The organism is Pseudomonas sp. F-14 TE3482 (assembly GCF_053629455.1).
Window position 1 is genome coordinate 524793 of the sequence record NZ_JBRJII010000001.1, and the last position, 16919, is coordinate 541711.

The 16919-nt window shown below is 60.2% G+C and carries 12 protein-coding genes and 1 pseudogene; 12 read left to right on the plus strand and 1 reads right to left on the minus strand.

Annotated features, from left to right (window positions below):
* Positions 1-499: 499 nt before the first annotated feature.
* From AB7M26_RS02300 to ureC, 12 genes and pseudogenes are all read left to right on the plus strand, one after another.
* Positions 500-748 (plus strand): annotated as a pseudogene (locus AB7M26_RS02300) (DUF6124 family protein); the annotation flags it as partial.
* 402 nt (positions 749-1150) lie between these two features.
* A complete protein-coding gene (gene urtA, locus AB7M26_RS02305) occupies positions 1151-2416 on the plus strand; it encodes an urea ABC transporter substrate-binding protein (RefSeq protein ID WP_007907378.1) in 1266 nt (421 codons plus the stop codon).
* Positions 2417-2575: 159 nt separating this feature from the next.
* Positions 2576-4078 carry an urea ABC transporter permease subunit UrtB gene (urtB, locus tag AB7M26_RS02310; RefSeq protein ID WP_123499756.1) on the plus strand — a complete coding sequence of 501 codons (1503 nt, stop codon included), beginning with the start codon at positions 2576-2578 and terminating at the stop codon, positions 4076-4078.
* Positions 4078-5157 carry an urea ABC transporter permease subunit UrtC gene (gene urtC / locus AB7M26_RS02315; RefSeq protein WP_123499758.1) on the plus strand — a complete coding sequence of 360 codons (1080 nt, stop codon included), beginning with the start codon at positions 4078-4080 and terminating at the stop codon, positions 5155-5157. Before urtB ends, urtC begins: the two co-directional genes overlap by 1 nt.
* On the plus strand, positions 5154-6023 hold the full coding sequence (gene urtD, locus AB7M26_RS02320) for an urea ABC transporter ATP-binding protein UrtD (RefSeq protein WP_123499761.1): 870 nt from the start codon (positions 5154-5156) through the stop codon (positions 6021-6023). Before urtC ends, urtD begins: the two co-directional genes overlap by 4 nt.
* 139 nt (positions 6024-6162) lie before the next feature.
* On the plus strand, positions 6163-6861 hold the full coding sequence (gene urtE, locus AB7M26_RS02325) for an urea ABC transporter ATP-binding subunit UrtE (protein WP_123499763.1): 699 nt from the start codon (positions 6163-6165) through the stop codon (positions 6859-6861).
* A gap of 30 nt (positions 6862-6891) precedes the next feature.
* Positions 6892-7731, plus strand: coding sequence for an urease accessory protein UreD (locus tag AB7M26_RS02330; protein WP_123499765.1), 840 nt, complete (start codon positions 6892-6894; stop codon positions 7729-7731).
* A 157-nt stretch (positions 7732-7888) separates the two neighbouring features.
* Positions 7889-8191: an urease subunit gamma gene (gene ureA / locus AB7M26_RS02335; protein WP_007907366.1), complete on the plus strand. Its 303-nt coding sequence runs from the start codon at positions 7889-7891 to the stop codon at positions 8189-8191.
* A gap of 9 nt (positions 8192-8200) precedes the next feature.
* Positions 8201-8734, plus strand: coding sequence for a GNAT family N-acetyltransferase (locus AB7M26_RS02340; protein WP_123499767.1), 534 nt, complete (start codon positions 8201-8203; stop codon positions 8732-8734).
* A 5-nt stretch (positions 8735-8739) separates the two neighbouring features.
* On the plus strand, positions 8740-9273 hold the full coding sequence (locus AB7M26_RS02345) for a GNAT family N-acetyltransferase (protein ID WP_007907362.1): 534 nt from the start codon (positions 8740-8742) through the stop codon (positions 9271-9273).
* Positions 9273-9581, plus strand: a complete 309-nt coding sequence (locus AB7M26_RS02350) for an urease subunit beta (protein ID WP_008011171.1) — start codon at positions 9273-9275, stop codon at positions 9579-9581. Before AB7M26_RS02345 ends, AB7M26_RS02350 begins: the two co-directional genes overlap by 1 nt.
* A 164-nt stretch (positions 9582-9745) precedes the next feature.
* Positions 9746-11446 (plus strand): urease subunit alpha, encoded by a 1701-nt coding sequence (ureC, locus tag AB7M26_RS02355; RefSeq protein WP_123499769.1) that lies wholly within the window; start codon positions 9746-9748, stop codon positions 11444-11446.
* A 68-nt stretch (positions 11447-11514) separates the two neighbouring features.
* Here the strand turns inward: ureC and AB7M26_RS02360 are convergent, their stop codons facing one another.
* On the minus strand, positions 11515-16773 hold the full coding sequence (locus AB7M26_RS02360; RefSeq protein WP_429387767.1) for a dermonecrotic toxin domain-containing protein: 5259 nt from the start codon (positions 16771-16773) through the stop codon (positions 11515-11517).
* Positions 16774-16919 lie beyond the last annotated feature (146 nt).

Consider the following 16919-nt stretch of genomic DNA (forward strand, 5'->3'; position numbering starts at 1 on the left):
AACCACTGCACCTGTGGGAGCTGGCTTGCCTGCGATGACGGCGGCACATTCAACATCCTCGTGACTGACCCACCGCTATCGCGGGCAAGCCCGCTCCCACAGGGATTTGCGATCCTGTGCCTGCCGCCAGGGACGCTCCGCGTTGCGCTTTTGAATGTTTAACGGATGTGTCAAAACAGGGAACTTTCCCACGCCTTTTTCAGGTTGTTCGTCGGACGTGGGCCCTCTAGTCTTGGGCTGTCGCTGAACACTCAGCGATCGGGTGTGAGAACCCGGCAACAGAGATGTATGAATCTACCGTCAGTATCACCATAATTGCCGCCAGCTATTCGCTGCCTGCAATGCTCTATGGCGGCTGTGTGCGGGCGGACTTCGGTCCGGCCGGTTCTCTGTTCCCGGTTTTCTCACCCTGCACATAGCTGCCACCACTTTCCGTGTGAGAAACGGCAAGTGGTGGCCCCAGCACGGACAGAGAATTTAAATGAAGAAATTAGTCCCCGATCCACCAAATCAATACACCGAAAAACCTCGCCGCCCTAGCACCCTGTTCCTGGTTGCCCCGGATGCCGGCACCGAAAGCCTGCTGGCCCACGCCTGTGAATCGTTGGCCTCGGCGAGTGTCCTGGCCAGCGATTTCGCCAACAACCTGATCGGCCCGCAGCGCCATACAGCGATGGCGATTCAGCAGGTCATCATGCTCGCGGAACTGGCGGTGAACCGGGCGCTGGACAACGTCGACCCGGCGTAGACCGCGTTATCGTTCATCGCGGGCAAGCCCGCTCCCACAGGATTTGTGTCGTTCACAAATTTTGTTAATGACCGCTCCCCCTGTGGGAGCGGGCTTGCCCGCGATGACGGCGGCACATTCAACATTCCCGCCCATGACACACCGCTATCGCGGGCAAGCCCGTTCCCACAGAATTTGTGTCGTGCATAGATTCAGCGCACGACACCTACGCCCCAATGTGGCGCACCTCGTTGCACCCATGCGCCAAACGCGGTCCTTCATGGTGCGCCGCCAAACCCGCGCAACCGCTCTAATACGACATTTCCTTGCCCTTCCCCGACCGGGCACAGCCCTTGCTAAAGACCCTTCAGTCGTCCGCATCTGCCAACCATAAAAAACTTTAACGTTCATGGAGATCGCACAATGAAGCGTCGCAGTTTGATCAAGGCTTTCACACTATCGGCAAGCATTGCCGCGATGGGCATGGCCTGGACGGTCCAGGCCGCCGAGACCATCAAGGTCGGTATTCTGCATTCGTTGTCCGGGACCATGGCGATCTCCGAAACATCCCTCAAAGACATGGCGTTGATGACCATCGACGAAATCAACGCCAAGGGCGGCGTCAACGGCAAGATGCTTGAACCGGTGGTGGTTGACCCCGCATCGAACTGGCCGTTGTTCGCCGAGAAGGGCCGGCAGTTACTGACGCAGGACAAGGTCGCCGTGGTGTTCGGTTGCTGGACCTCTGTGTCGCGTAAGTCGGTATTGCCGGTGTTCGAAGAGCTCAACGGTCTGCTGTTCTATCCGGTGCAGTACGAAGGCGAAGAGATGTCGCCGAACGTGTTCTACACCGGCGCCGCGCCTAACCAGCAGGCGATTCCGGCGGTGGAATACCTGATGAGTGAAGAAGGCGGCAGCGCCAAGCGTTACTTCCTGCTCGGCACCGACTACGTCTACCCGCGCACCACCAACAAGATTCTGCGCTCGTTCCTGCACTCCAAAGGTGTGGCGGACAAGGACATCGAAGAGGTCTACACCCCGTTCGGTCATAGCGACTATCAAACCATCGTCGCCAACATCAAAAAATTCTCTGCCGGTGGCAAGACCGCCGTCATCTCCACCGTCAATGGCGACTCCAACGTGCCGTTCTATAAAGAGCTGGCCAACCAGGGCCTGAAAGCCACCGACGTTCCTGTCGTGGCGTTCTCCGTGGGCGAAGAAGAACTGCGTGGCATCGACACCAAACCGCTGGTGGGCAACCTCGCGGCGTGGAACTACTTCGAGTCGGTCGAGAACCCGCAGAACAAGAAATTCGTCGCCGACTGGAAAGCCTACGCCAAGAAACACAACCTGCCGGGCGCTGACAAAGCAGTGACCAACGACCCGATGGAAGCCACCTATGTCGGTATCCATATGTGGGCGCAAGCGGCGGAGAAAGCCAAGTCCACCGACGTCAACAAAGTCCGCGAAGCCCTGGCCGGCCAGACCTTTGCCGCGCCGTCCGGTTACACCCTGACCATGGACAAGACCAATCACCACCTGCACAAGCCAGTGATGATCGGCGAGATTCAGGCCGACGGTCAGTTCAACGTGGTATGGCAGACCGAAGGGCCGATCCGCGCCCAGCCGTGGAGCCCGTTCATTCAGGGTAACGACAAGAAGCCGGACTATGCGGTGAAGAGCAACTAAGCCACTGGGTGTCGGGCCGAGCACGGAGCTCGGGCCCGACACAAATCCCTGTGGGAGCTGGCTTGCCTGCGATGGCATCACCTCGGTGCATCAGACACACCGAGTCGTCTGCATCGCAGGCAAGCCAGCTCCCACAATGTCCGCGCAAGGCGACTTTCTATGCCCACCGCCCTTTACCGCTTCATTCTCGCCCTCGCACTGTTATTGCCGATGGCCACCCACGCCGGCGACGCCGAAGACTTCGTCGCGGCCAATCCCGTGCAACAAGCAAAACTTCTCGAAACCTGGGCCGCGCAGCCCGATCCGGCCCGTATCGAATTGATCAACGCCCTGCAACAAGGCGAATTGACGGTCGATGGCCAACCAAAAACCCTGCGCCTGAACAATCGCCTGCGCGGTCTGATCGATACCGCGTTGGCCAGCCACCAATTGCTCGCCGCCGACGCCAAAATCCGCTTGGCCGCCGCGCAGCAATTGCAGAAAAGCGCCAAACCGGCGCAGTTGAAATTCCTCGACCAGCAACTGGCTGGCGAAAAAGACGAAACCGTTCACGCCGCCCTGAGCCTGGCGCTGGCCAACCTGCAACTGGTCGATACCGATCCGGCCGTGCGCCTCGCCGCTGTGCGTCTGCTCGGTGAAACCGGCGACCCGCTGGCCCGCACCCGCCTCGAAGGGTTGCTTGAACCCGGCGTCGAAGCCGATGCCAATGTGCGCACCGCCGCCGAAACCAGCCTGGCCCAGGTCAAACGCAAACTGCTGATCGGCGAGATGCTCGGCCAGGCGTTCAGTGGTATGTCCCTAGGTTCGATCCTGCTACTCGCGGCGTTGGGACTGGCGATCACCTTCGGCCTGCTCGGCGTGATCAACATGGCCCACGGCGAGATGCTGATGCTCGGCGCCTACTCGACTTACGTGGTGCAGCTGATGTTCCAGCGCTTCGCCCCGCAAGCCATTGAGTTCTACCCGCTGATTGCTTTGCCGGTAGCGTTTTTTGTCACCGCCGGGATCGGCATGGCGCTGGAGCGCACGGTGATTCGTCACCTCTATGGCCGCCCATTGGAAACCCTGCTGGCGACGTGGGGCATCAGCCTGATGCTGATTCAGTTGGTGCGCCTGGTGTTCGGCGCGCAGAACGTTGAAGTGGCCAACCCGGCGTGGTTGTCGGGCGGGATTCAGGTGCTGCCGAATCTGGTGCTGCCGTACAACCGCATCGTGATCATCGCGTTCGCCTTGTTTGTGGTGGTGCTGACCTGGCTGCTGCTGAACAAGACGCGACTGGGTCTCAACGTGCGCGCCGTCACCCAGAACCGCAACATGGCCGCCTGCTGCGGCGTACCGACCGGACGCGTCGACATGCTCGCTTTCGGCCTCGGCTCGGGCATCGCCGGCCTCGGCGGTGTGGCGCTGAGCCAGATCGGCAACGTCGGCCCGGACCTCGGTCAGAGTTACATCATCGACTCATTCCTGGTGGTGGTGCTCGGCGGTGTCGGTCAACTGGCCGGTAGCGTATTGGCCGCATTCGGCTTAGGGATAGCCAACAAAATTCTCGAACCGCAGATCGGTGCGGTGCTCGGCAAGATCCTGATCCTCGCGCTGATCATTCTGTTCATCCAGAAACGTCCGCAAGGCCTCTTCGCACTGAAAGGACGGGTGATCGACTGATGAATCAGCCTCTGCTGCTCACGGCCACACAAAAGGCCGGCCCCAAGGTCACGATTGCTGTCAGTGCGGTAATCCTCGCTCTGCTGCTGGCGTTGCCATTGCTGTCGTTGTTACCGGAGGACAGCACCTTTCATGTCTCGGCTTATACGCTAACTCTGGTGGGCAAAATCCTGTGCTACGCCATCGTTGCCCTGGCGCTCGATCTGGTCTGGGGTTACGCCGGCCTCTTGTCGCTGGGTCACGGTCTGTTCTTCGCCCTCGGCGGTTACGCCATGGGCATGTACCTGATGCGTCAGGCCTCGGGCGATGGCTTGCCGGCGTTCATGACGTTCCTGTCGTGGACCGAATTGCCGTGGTACTGGACCGGCACCAGCAGCTTCCTCTGGGCCATGTGTCTGGTGGTGTTGGCGCCGGGACTACTGGCGCTGGTGTTCGGTTTCTTCGCCTTCCGTTCGCGGATCAAAGGCGTGTATTTCTCGATCATGACCCAGGCTCTGACCTTCGCCGGGATGTTGCTGTTTTTCCGCAACGAAACCGGGTTTGGCGGCAACAATGGTTTTACCAACTTCCGCACCATTCTCGGGTTTGGCATCACCGAACCGGGGACGCGTGCGGTATTGTTTTTCGCCACGGTGTTGCTGCTGGTGGCGAGCCTGTTCATTGGTTGGCGGCTGGCGCAAAGCAAGTTCGGCCGGGTGTTGACCGCGTTGCGCGATGCGGAAAACCGCTTGATGTTCTGCGGTTACGATCCACGCGGTTTCAAGTTGTTTGTCTGGGTGTTGAGCGCGGTGCTGTGCGGCTTGGCGGGCGCGCTGTATGTGCCGCAAGTCGGGATTATCAACCCGAGTGAAATGTCGCCGACCAACTCCATCGAGGCCGCCGTTTGGGTGGCGCTGGGTGGTCGCGGCACGCTGATCGGTCCGCTGCTCGGCGCTGGTGTGGTCAACGGGATGAAGAGCTGGTTCACCGTGGCCTTTCCGGAGTACTGGCTGTTTTTCCTCGGCGCACTGTTCATCGTCGTGACGTTGTATCTGCCTAAGGGTGTGATCGGTCTGCTGAAGAAAAGGGGTGAATCATGAGAATTACACCGACGGCTGAATTCATGCTCGAACCGGTCTTTTTCCCGCCGGAGCCCAACAGGGACGCCGGCAGCAGCCGCGATGCCATCGGCCTCGGCCAACGCGTCGGTCCCGGCCTGAATACCCGCCACGGCACCATCCTGACCCTGGAAGACATCAGCGTCAGCTTCGATGGTTTCAAGGCGCTCAACAATCTGAACCTGTATATCGGCGTCGGCGAGTTGCGCTGCATCATCGGCCCCAATGGCGCGGGCAAGACCACGTTGATGGACGTGATTACCGGCAAGACCCGGCCCACTCACGGCAATGCCTGGTTCGGTGAAACCCTCGATCTGACGCAGATGAGTGAAGTGCAGATTGCTCAGGCTGGTATCGGTCGCAAATTCCAGAAGCCGACGGTGTTCGAGGCCTTGAGCGTGTTCGAAAACCTGGAACTGGCGCAGAAAACCGACAAGTCGGTGTGGGCCAGCCTGCGGGCTCGCCTCAGTGGCGAGCAGAAAGATCGCATCAGCGAAGTGCTGGAAACCATCCGCCTGACTGCCTCGGTCAATCGCCCGGCGGGTTTGTTGTCCCACGGTCAGAAACAGTTTCTGGAAATCGGCATGCTGCTGATGCAAGACCCGCAACTGCTGCTGCTCGACGAACCGGTGGCGGGCATGACCGACGCCGAAACCGAATTCACCGCCGAGCTGTTCAAGAGCCTGGCGGGCAAGCATTCGCTGATGGTGGTGGAACACGACATGGGCTTCGTCGGCTCGATTGCCGACCACGTCACCGTGTTGCATCAAGGCAGCATGCTGGCCGAAGGGTCGCTGGAGCAGGTGCAGGCCGATGAGCGGGTGATCGAGGTGTATCTCGGCCGCTAGACCTGCAAATACAAAACCTGTGGGAGCGGGCTTGCCCGCGATGACGATTGCACATCCGACATCAATGTCGACAGACATACCGCTATCGCAGGCAAGCCAGCTCCCACAGGGTTCCGGGTGGAACAGAAGGATTCTAAAAATGCTGCAAGTCGACAAGCTGCACCAGTACTACGGCGGTAGCCACATCCTGCGGGGCCTGACGTTTGAGGTGAAGGTCGGCGAAGTCACCTGCCTGCTCGGGCGCAATGGCGTGGGCAAGACTACCCTGCTCAAATGCCTGATGGGGTTGCTGCCGGCCAAAGAAGGCGCGGTGAACTGGGAAGGCAAACCGATCACCACGTTCAAGCCGCACCAACGGGTGCATGCCGGCATCGCTTACGTGCCTCAGGGCCGGGAAATCTTTGGCCGACTGACCGTGGAAGAAAACCTGCTGATGGGCCTCTCACGGTTTCCCGGCGCTGAAGCCAAGGAAGTCCCGGCGTTCATCTATGAGCTGTTCCCGGTGCTGCTGCAAATGAAACAGCGGCGTGGCGGTGACTTGTCCGGTGGTCAGCAACAGCAACTGGCGATCGGCAGAGCACTGGCCAGTCGTCCACGGCTGCTGATCCTCGACGAACCCACCGAAGGCATCCAGCCGTCGGTGATCAAGGAAATCGGCGCGGTGATCAAGCAGCTCGCGGCTCGCGGTGACATGGCGATTCTGCTGGTGGAGCAGTTCTACGATTTCGCCGCCGAACTGGCCGATCAGTACCTGGTCATGTCCCGAGGCGAGATCGTGCAGCAAGGTCGCGGCGAAAACATGGAAGTCGAGGGTGTCCGTGGACTGGTTACGATCTAACCTGCAGCTTCCTGGCGATTGATTGAAATTATGAATTTACCTGCCCCTATCACGCTGTTCACCCCCAGCTGGCATGCCGAGCTGGAATTGGGCTACGCCCGTTTCGGCGACAGCACGCGCCCGGTGCAGCGTCGCCATAAAGGTCCGTTGCGGGTGCAGAAGCATCTGTACGCCGAAGGCCCCGAGGTGTGTCAGCACATCATCGTCCACCCGCCAGGCGGGATTGCCGGTGGTGATCGGCTGGACATTTCGGCCAGCGTCGGCACGCATGCCTGGGCGCAAATCACCAGCCCCGGCGCCGCCAAGTGGTATCGCGCGGCAGGGCCGGCTTATCAGAAACTCGACCTGCGCGTGGCCGCCGGTGCTACGTTGGAGTGGCTGCCGCAAGAGACGATTATCTTCAGCGATGCTCAGGCGGAACTCAGCACCCGCATCGACCTTGAGGGCGATGCGCGGTTGTTCTACTGGGACGTGGTGGCGCTGGGTCGCCCGGCCAGCGGTGAGCGTTTCGATCTCGGACATTTTCAGGCGCATCTGGATATACGCCGCGATGGCCAGTTGCTCTGGCATGAACGCCAGCGCATTGTCGGCAATGATGGTTTGCTGGATTCGCCGATAGGGCTGGACGGCCAACCGGTGTTTGCGACGTTGCTGGTGACGGGTGAAGTCGATAGCGAATTACTGGAGAAGTGCCGCTCGCTGCCCAATGACGTACGCGGAGATCTGACGCAGTTGCCGGGGCTTTTGGTCGCCCGATGCCTGGCCAGTGAAGCGTTGTTGGCACGTGGTTGGCTGATCGATTTGTGGCGGTTGTTGCGCCCGGCGTTGCTGGGGCGAGAAGCCGTCCCACCCAGAATATGGAGCACCTGATGTGTGCTTTTTGTGGGAGCGGGCTTGCCCGCGATAGCGGTCTTACAGACCACATCTCTATTGGATGTGATGACCCAATCGCGGGCAAGCCCGCTCCCACAGGGGATCTGTGTAAGCAGATCCAACTCTTTTTAATCTGCCTTGATGGATCTCAACGATGGACCTGACCCCACGCGAAAAAGACAAGCTGCTGATCTTCACCGCCGGCCTCGTGGCCGAGCGGCGTTTGGCTCGCGGCGTGAAGCTCAATTACCCGGAGGCCATGGCCTATATTTCCGCGGCGCTGCTCGAAGGCGCGCGTGACGGCCAGACCGTGGCCGAGCTGATGCATTTCGGCACCACCCTGCTCAGCCGCGAACAAGTGATGGAAGGCATCCCGGAAATGATCCCGGAGATCCAGGTCGAAGCGACGTTTCCCGACGGCACCAAACTGGTCACCGTTCACCAACCGATCGCCTGAGGTCGTGCCATGACTTACCACATCCGCGATGCGCTGCTCGCCGACCTGCCAGCGATCCGCGACATCTACAACGACGCCGTACTCAATACCACGGCGATCTGGAATGAACAGGCCGTGGACCTGGGCAACCGCCAGGCCTGGTTCAGCGCCCGGCAAGACCAGGGCTATCCGGTGCTGGTGATCGTCGACGGCGACAACAGCGTACTCGGCTACGCTTCATTCGGTGACTGGCGCCCGTTCGATGGGTTCCGCCACACGGTCGAGCACTCGGTGTACGTGCGCAACGATCAGCGGGGCAATGGCCTCGGGCCGCAACTGATGGAAGTGCTGATCGAACGCGCCAAAGGCTGCAACAAACACGTGATGGTCGCCGCCATCGAAAGCGGTAACGGCGCCTCGATCCGGCTGCACGACCGGGCCGGTTTCGTCGTCACCGGCCAAATGCCGCAGGTGGGCACCAAGTTCGGCCGCTGGCTGGACCTGACCTTCATGCAACTGATCCTCGACCCGGGCGCAATGCCACCCGGTCCCCACAAGGAGTGATACCCATGAACGCCGCCCAACTGCGCCGCGTCAATGTTGAAAGCTTTGCGCACTATCGTCAGGGTTTGATTGATTTGCTGCTCGACGCCGTCGGCTATGGCGCCAGTGTCGGGTTCATGGCGGATCTGGATGCGACCCAGGCCCGAGCCTATTTCGATGAAGTCCAGGAGAACCTGAACAAAGGCAACGTGCTGCTCTGGGTGGTGGTCAAGGACGAACAGGTGCAGGCAAGCGTGCAGTTGACGTTGTGCCAGAAAGCCAATGGGCTGAACCGCGCCGAAGTGCAGAAACTGCTGGTGCGTGAACATGCCCGTCGTCGCGGCCTGGGCCAACAGATGATGCATGCCGTTGAGCTCGCGGCCCGCCAGCACAAGCGCGGCATGCTCTACCTCGACACCGAAGCCGGCTCCCCTGCCGAAGACTTCTACAAGGCTTTGGGTTACACCCGCGCGGGCGAAATCCCCGACTACGCCTGCGACCCGAATGGCCGCTACAAACCGACCGCCCTCTATTACAAGATTCTCCAAGGAGCCCATTGATGATTCCCGGTGAATACCAGATCCAGCCCGGCGACATCGAACTCAACGTCGGCCGCCGCACCCTCAGCCTGAAGGTGGCCAACAGCGGTGACCGGCCGATCCAGGTCGGCTCGCATTATCACTTCTTCGAAACCAACGACGCCCTGACCTTCGACCGCGCCGCCAGCCGCGGCATGCGCCTGAATATCCCCGCCGGCACCGCCGTGCGCTTCGAGCCGGGGCAGAGCCGCGAGGTCGAGCTGGTAGACCTGGCCGGGCATCGCCGGGTGTTCGGGTTTGCCGGCAGGATCATGGGTGATCTCGACTAACACCGTCCCTGTGGCGAGGGGGCTTGCCCCCGTTCGGCCGCGCAGCGGTCGTAAAACCTGCCACCTTGGTTTATCAGGTAGAACGCATCAACCGATTTGCGAGGGCTTCGCCCTCGAACGGGGGCAAGCCCCCTCGCCACAATAAATTTGTGCAAGGAATACCAATGAAGATTTCCCGTCAGGCCTACGCCGACATGTTCGGCCCCACCGTCGGTGACAAGGTCCGTCTGGCCGACACCGAGCTGTGGATCGAAGTGGAACAGGACTTCACCACCTACGGCGAAGAAGTGAAATTCGGCGGCGGCAAAGTCATTCGCGACGGCCAGGGCCAGAGCCAATTGCTGGCGGCAGAAGTTGTCGACACCCTGATCACCAACGCCCTGATCATCGACCACTGGGGCATCGTCAAGGCGGACGTCGGCCTCAAGGATGGGCGCATCGCCGCCATCGGCAAGGCCGGCAACCCGGACATCCAGCCGAACGTCACCATTGCCGTCGGCGCCAGCACCGAAGTGATTGCCGGTGAAGGCATGATCCTCACCGCCGGCGGCATCGACACGCATATCCACTTCATCTGCCCGCAGCAGATCGAAGAAGCATTGATGAGCGGCGTCACCACCATGATCGGCGGCGGCACTGGCCCGGCCACCGGCACCAATGCCACCACTTGCACCTCCGGGCCGTGGCATCTGGCGCGCATGCTTCAGGCCGCCGATGCATTCCCGATGAACATCGGCTTCACCGGCAAGGGCAACGCCAGCCTACCGGAACCGCTGATCGAACAGGTCAAGGCCGGCGCCATCGGCCTCAAGCTGCACGAAGACTGGGGCACCACCCCGGCGAGCATCGACAACTGCCTGAACGTCGCCGACCAGTACGACGTTCAAGTGGCGATCCACACCGACACCCTCAACGAGTCGGGCTTCGTCGAAACCACCCTCGCCGCCTTCAAGGGTCGCACCATCCACACCTACCACACCGAAGGTGCCGGCGGCGGCCATGCCCCGGACATCATCAAGGCCTGCGGTTTTGCCAATGTATTGCCGAGCTCGACCAACCCGACCCGGCCGTTCACCCGCAACACCATCGACGAACACCTCGACATGCTGATGGTCTGCCACCACCTGGACCCGAGCATTGCCGAAGACGTGGCCTTCGCCGAAAGCCGCATCCGCCGCGAAACCATCGCCGCCGAAGACATCCTCCACGACCTCGGCGCCTTCTCGATGATCAGCTCCGACAGCCAGGCCATGGGCCGGGTCGGTGAAGTCATCACGCGCACCTGGCAGACCGCCGACAAGATGAAAAAACAGCGCGGCCCGCTGCCCGGTGATGGCGAAGGCAACGACAACTTCCGCGCCAAACGCTACATCGCCAAATACACCATCAACCCGGCGATCACCCACGGCATCAGCCATGAAGTGGGCTCGGTGGAAGTGGGTAAATGGGCGGATCTGGTGCTCTGGCGTCCGGCGTTTTTCGGGGTCAAACCGACGCTGATCCTCAAGGGCGGAGCCATTGCGGCCAGCCTGATGGGTGACGCCAACGCTTCGATCCCGACGCCGCAACCGGTGCACTACCGCCCGATGTTCGCCAGCTACGGCGGCTCGCTGCACGCCACCAGCCTGACGTTTATCAGCCAGGCGGCGCAGGAGGCCGGTTTGCCCGAAACGTTGGGCCTGAAAAAGAAAATCGCGGTGGTCAAAGGTTGCCGTGACGTGCAGAAAACCGATCTGATTCACAACGATTACCTGCCAAACATCGATGTCGATCCGCAGACCTATCAGGTCAAGGCCGACGGTGTGTTGCTGTGGTGTGAACCGGCAGAAACCCTGCCGATGGCTCAGCGCTACTTCCTGTTTTGAGTCGCTGGATACGTCACAAGCAAAGGCCTCGAACATCTGTGTCGAGGCCGTTGGTTTTGCCCGCATTGCTAACGGTGTGTAACCCCAAGCAGCGCTAAGCGGGCCCGATCCATCGCTTGCCGGGTCAGTATTCTCAGCCGTTGCCTGATTTGCTGATCGATGTCCTCCAGCGCCTGGGTGTAGTCATCGTCACTCATGAGCTGACCCTCGGCGAAGTCGTTTTCGTCGTTGCCCAACTCGCGACACAACTGGTTGACCTGCACATCCAGGGCAGACTTCGCCTTCGGGGCAACCGCCTCGGCCCGACGTAGCAACGCCTCCTGTAACTCGGTGATGGCGTCAATCCGTCGTTTCAAGCCATTCAGTTCATCAGGGTACGAAGTCTCCAGCCAGGTTTTCCAGACAGGTTGCTCAAGCAACCGATCCGGCAGCAGATCACCTTCCTCCAGCGCCACGATCCGCTCGAACGCCGCGTCGATCATCTGCCGGGTCACCCCGGCGATCTTGCGGAACTGCATGCCCCGAGCCTGCCATGGCAGAGACAGACGCTCGGCCAGGTCAGTCATGTAGGCCAAGTGGACTTCCACTTCATCGATCGTGCCGCTGACATTGCCGTGTTCGTCAACCCGTCGGAACTGCTCGCCTGCCGCCACCCGCGCGGCGACCCGTTGACGGGCGATGGCGCCGATCTCATCGAGGCGAGACTTGCCCAGCGCCAGTTCCAGCAATTGTGGTTCGATCAGGTCCAGACGCCCCAGGGCATAGGCCTCATGGATCAACACCTGCACCCCCATGGCGTTGAACAGTTGCGTCCCACCGTCCACGCATTCGGTGGGCGCGGTGGCTTCGGCGAACAACCTGACCCGCAGTTCGCTGTTCTGTGCCATGGCCTCGAGCATCCGCCAGACCTTGGCGGTCAAGTCCACCCGATAGGGGCCGCCGGCCGTGAAGTCGGCGGACTGGGTGAGCCTGCGGATTTCATTGAAGAACGGCAGCGAGTCGAATTCATCCTCAACGTCGTACCAGACTTTCTGCCCGGCCAGCCATTGCGACTCCGTCAGCCCCTGGGACCACTCCAAACTGTCCAGCGTGCCTCGGGGCGGATACAGACGCTCGGGGTCCAGGCCGACCGACTCGATGTATAACCTGAGGGTGTTCAGATTGTCCGGCGAGATCCAGCGCGGCTCTTGACTGATCAATGTGCGCGCCAACAATTCGGCGCGAAATGAGCCGGGAGCGACATCCGGTACCCGAGTGATCGGGTTATAGCGCAAATCCAGATGAATATTGTGGGGACGCGGCTGGGAAAACAGACCCACAGGCCAACTGTCCAGACCCGTCTCGCTTAGCAACAGTGTCTGCAGGCCTGGCATCCGACTGACGTCAGGGGTGAGCTTCAACGGGTTGCCGCTCAAGTCTAAAGACCTCAGGCGGGTCAACCTCTTCAGACGTGCGACCGCCAGCACATCCAGTTCGATGCGGTTGTCACTGAGGTACAGATCGGTGAGATGGCTCATGTCACTGACCGCCTGTGGAAGGGTGGTCAGCCGATTGCCTTGCAGGTTGAGCTGCCTGACCCGATGGAACGCCTCCAAAAAAGGCTCAGCCTGCGCAGTGAGCTCGCCATTGCTCAGGCTCAGCATGGTGACATGGTCAAAGTTGGCTTCCAGCTTCGGCAGGGTCGCCAGGTGGCGACCCATCATTGGAATATCGTCCAGCAGCAATGCCTGGGGCAGAACCACACCCGCTGCCTCGGGTCCCGGTGGCCCGGCCCGGCGCCAGCATTGCCTGATCGCTTTATAGAACAGGTTTCGCGACCGCCCCTCAGCCAGACCCGCCGAGCTGAATCGAAACGAGGCGGTGGGCGATTTCAGCCAGCGTTGCAGCGCCCGGTTCAACTGATTGAACTCAGCCTCCAGCGCTGTAAGACGCTCATGCGCCGAGCCGCCATTCTGAGTGAACCCCGCCAGCAAGGTCTCGACCTGCTCTTGTGTGAACCCCGGATATAGCGAACAGGCTCGACGACGCAAGCCCAAACCGTGCGGTGCCTGCTGCGCGTAACGTTGCATACCGCCACGAAGACGCATGATGGCCGGATCATAAAAAGGCTTGAGAACAGGGTTTTCCAGCAATACAGGCTCAAATCGGTCGCGCGCCAACGGATGTGTCTGGACCCTGTTTTCCAGCCGTTGCGCCTCATGGATATCAAAGCCCATGCTCGTGCGCTGGGTATCGGGTAACGCGTGCAGCACCGCGGCATACAGTGTGTCGTCACCATGCAGGTGCTGATCGAGCGCATCCCGAGCCTGGTACTGGCCGTCTTCCCCGAGAATCAACAGTTTGCGCATCGGTGCGTCCACCGGGCCGATACTGTCGAACAACCGGCCTTGAGCCGAGTATTCGCGAATTTCCAGCCGCAGATCACTCGGCCAGCCTGGCAGGGTCTCAAGCGAGTGCAAGGCCAGCCGGGTCGTGTCGGTGCTGTACAGTTCTTTGAGGTAGAGCCCTTCATAAGCGCGAGCCAAGCGTATTCGCTGCTCCGCGTGTCGGGCCTGTTGCGCCAGGTTCAGGGGCGTGCGTTGTTTCTCGCTCAAATGTTGCAAGTCCGCGGGATCGGCATGACGCAACAGATCCTCGGCCATGCTGATCGACAGATCCGGATAGTCGCTTTTGAGCCGTCGCACCAACAGATTGTCCGAGCGTTCGCGACGCGAATACAGGTAATCGAAAAGTCGTCTTTGCGATTGTCGTGCCTGCCCGCCAAGCAGCTCTCGGGTGGCCTTGATACGCGCCTGACGGTCACCGCCCAGCCATTGGCCAAGGAGTTCACGAAGCTCCTGCTCATCAAGGAACTCGACAACCCGCTCAGGTAGCATTCCGGCGACAAGCTCCTGTCGGCTCATGCGCAATGTATGCGCCGGTAACGCACTGGCAAAACCCTCCTTGATCGACGAGCCTGACAGATTCGCTGCATCGAAAATCTCGATGGCCTTGCCCTCGGGCCAGCCCCGCACCTCAGTCATGAACCGCGGTACAAGCTCAGCCCATTCGTCATCGATCCGATTGCCGAGAATTCGTCCTGCGCAATCCTCGGCATCGGCATACGCGTTAAAGCGCTTAAGCGTGTCGCGTAATGAGGCGGGCGGCGTTTCGTGCTCCACGTGGAGCCAGCGCAGCCTATCCTCATGCACGCCACTGACGACCGATATGTGTTCCAGGGTTTCATCGGAGAACCTATCCACTGAAGCCCCCAGACGCCGGAGCAACCGGCTCTTGTCCCATTCAAGCGGTTGATCGAGTTCGGTCTTCCAGCTGCCGGCGCCGTTGTGCTCCAGCAGCGGCTGATAAGCTTCGGGCCGGCTCGGATGCTGGAGGCGATGCTGCCCGGTCTCCGGATCCTGCATCAGCGCATAGCATTTGTCGTCGAGCCGCAGCAGGTCCTGTTCTTGATACCGCAACAGGCCCTCTTCGCTGACCGGTGCATCCACCGGCAAAACCATCGCTTGTTCATAGGGTTTCAGGTCCGGGTTCCACAACCGCTCCTTGCCGGCCACCTCCACCGGTTTGAGATCTTCGACAAATGGCGAGATGTTGATCGGGGCCAGCCTGCCACTGGGCAACACGTGCCCGGCGCCCATGAGCGCCAACTGCGCAAAGTTGATCAACACGCCGTTGATGTACGCCGAGGCCTGCGCCTTATCACCCTTACTCCAGTCTTCGATGCCCTCGGCCAGTTCCGCGAGCATCTGCGCGACCATGATTCCCAGCATGGCTTCGCCAAGACCGGGCACCAGCATCGCGGTGAAATTGAAGAGGTTCCAGCCAACCGACAGATAGCTGGTCAAGCGTTTGAAGCGGGCGGTGGCGTCTTCGTCGTCGGTCGGCACGGCGATGCATCGCGCATCGGCAATGGCCTTGTCGCGGCGTTCGAGAAACAGTGTCTGCCACAACTCACCGGTAATGAGATTGGTGAACGGTTCTGCGTTGGGGTTCTCGACCGCCGTTTCGCGCCACCACGGGCCCATGTCGAGAGGTTCGCGCTGCTGCCAGGTGAAGGTCGTGAGGCGTTCGTTGACCCGGGCAAAAAAGTGCCCTTTATCTCTGTGTGCCACAAATCGGCTGAAAAAGGTCTGGTACCCGGTACTTCGCAACTGACCGAGCAGGGTTGTCATGAACGCGGCCAGCGATGGGTATTCCTTCAACGGCTGTTGCGGATCCTCTGGCACATAAGCGATCAGCGGACCGGATAAACGGCTCTGCCGGTAAATATCTTCTCTGCGCAACAGTTCATCGTCCACACCCTGCGCGCCATTGGCAAAAAACGCCTGCAACAGTTTGTATTGCTCGTATTCTCGCCCTGGCAACACGGGAATGCGCTGCGACCAGTCCAGCCAGAACTTCAAGGTGACGGGGGTCAGGGCATCGATGGCGCGTTTGATCTGCGACGGTTCGCTGACCGCGCTGAACAACACGATGCCGGTCAACCTGAAACCCATCAGCGATAAACGATGAGCGTGCAACGGGCGGTCGTACAAGGTGACACCCGCACGGCTTTCACAGACATCGCACAGTTTGGCGTAGGCATGATCGCTGATATCGCCCTTCAACCGGGCAACCAGCGCCGCCACCTGAAAGGCTGCCTTCTCGCTGGCGACGCAATCTTGCTGCAGGGTTCGCTGCGCCATGGGTGTTGCGGGCAACAGGATGGATTTGATGTGTTGCTGGTATTGCTCACCAATATTCAGACTTCGGCATAACGACGCAAACCTTGGCAACGTGATCTGCGGGACCCGCGCAAGAACGCCACGGGCATCCTTGCGATAGATACCCGAGCTGCTGCGCCATGCATCTTGCTCGGTTTCAGACGTTTCGAAATTATGTAAGGCCGCCTCCAACAAGGTAGATGAGCGGACGCGACTGGCGCCGGTATCGATGCCGAAGATGATCTTGCTCGGCACTTCAAGTTGCACGACCCAATCATCAACGTTTTCGACCACATTAAAGTTTTCTTTTAATAACGAACCGAGCAGAGGCTCGGCGAATGTCTTTATCTCCTGTTGCAAATTAGCCATCGTCTTGTCCAGCACGGCCTGCAAGCGCCAGTGCCGTTCAATCAGTGCTTTAAGCTGTTGGCGGTCAATGGCTCGCGCCTCGCCATACCAATCGGGAGTCTGTGGATCCAGTTCCGTCAGGGCTTTCAACCTCGGCGCCGATGCACGCTTGATCGAGTCCGGGATAACACCGAGTACGCGACTGTAATGCCTGCCGTTGTTTTCGATTTGAGATGCTTCAGATTCCAGCGAATTGCTTCCATGCAAATCAGCCACTGTTCAATCACCTTGCTGTCAGGTCGGGAATCAACAGCTTTATTCACCCTTGGCCAAAACAAAAGACCAAATATCGGGTAAGCCCCCCGTGAAAAGGCACTGGAACCTTCGAAAATCATGTGGCCGAAAATACACAGATACCACCA